The 1,151-nt window shown below is 57.9% G+C and carries 1 protein-coding gene; it reads right to left on the bottom strand.

What is annotated here, in order from left to right; genetic code table 11:
- Nucleotides 1–92: 92 nt before the first annotated feature.
- Nucleotides 93–1,052: an ArdC family protein gene (locus tag L977_RS14115; protein ID WP_047626020.1), complete on the bottom strand. Its 960-nt coding sequence runs from the start codon at nt 1,050–1,052 to the stop codon at nt 93–95.
- Between the last annotated feature and the right edge of the window lie 99 nt (nt 1,053–1,151).

Below are 1,151 nucleotides of genomic sequence, written 5' to 3'. Positions count from 1 at the left end.
AGAACCATAAAAAACAGTGACTTATATAATCCCCCCCCCTGATTTTATCTCTTTCAAAAATTCTGAAGCCCTGCACCGCAGGGCTCCAGCTGTCAGCAGTCCATCAGCCAGCGGTGCGCCTTAGATGCCGCTGCTGCCGCTTTAAAGATGTAGCGCTTGTCTCCCTTCAGGGCTTTCAGCCAGGACGCGATATAGCTTTCATGCTGCACCTCTCCCGTAATACCCAAATCCGCCATCAGAAACGCGCTGCCCAGCTCGGCGATCAGCTCCTCAAACGCATACGCCTCAGAGCCAAACTTATTGCCTTTTTCACGATTGAGGCGGGACGCTGCCCCCGTCCAGTGAACCAGCTCATGCAGGCCGGTGGCGTAGAAGTTCGCCGCGTCCGCGAAGCGGAACCGCTCCGGCAGGACGATTTCATCGGTGGCCGGACGATAGAACGCCTTTACGCCCTGCTCAGTAATTTTTGCCCCGCTCCGGGTCATGAGTGCTTCCGCCTGCGGCAGCGGATCGAAACCGGCAACCGGCTGCGGCACGCTCTCGATGCTCAGGCCGTCGATTTGCTCCACGTTAAACACGGTAAAGGCTTTCAGCATCGGGATTTTCTCGATTTCCCCGTCCTCGTCCTCTTTCTCCAGCGTCTTGTAAAAAATGGCCGTCGTGCCGTGTTCACCCTTGCGAACCTGACCGCCCAGCTCCTGCGCCTGTTTGTAGGTCAGCCAGCGAAAGTCCTGGAACCCCTGTTTTGCCGCACTGCACCACAGCAGCATGATATTAATTCCGCTGTAGGCCGTGCCGGTGCTGAAGTTGGCCGGTAATCCCGCCGCTGCGCCGTTTCGAACCCACGGGCACACCCACGGCTTAACGCCGCTTTCCAGGGTGGCAATGATGCCATCCGTGACGGTCTGGTAGAGGTCTGTTTTAACCGCGCCCGCGCGGGCTTTGCCCCTGGAAAATTTCGTTTTTGAGGAGCCTGACTGCTCCAGCGGGGATACGCTGGTCGCCTGTGCAGCTTTAGGGGCTGTTGTCTGGGTGTGCAGGTTCATCGTCATGGTCGTTTCTCCGTCAGTGTGAATTTCGTCTTCGTATCGCCTGACGGTTCGGCCTGCCCGGAGTCGTTCTGGTCAGCAGGGGCGCGCAGCGTGCCATTT

The sequence above is a fragment of the Enterobacter sp. ZOR0014 genome (assembly GCF_000798855.1).
GTDB classification, from domain to species: domain Bacteria; phylum Pseudomonadota; class Gammaproteobacteria; order Enterobacterales; family Enterobacteriaceae; genus Enterobacter; species Enterobacter kobei.
The sequence above is the reverse complement of the archived record's forward strand: the minus strand, read 5'-3'. Positions and strand labels throughout refer to the sequence as shown.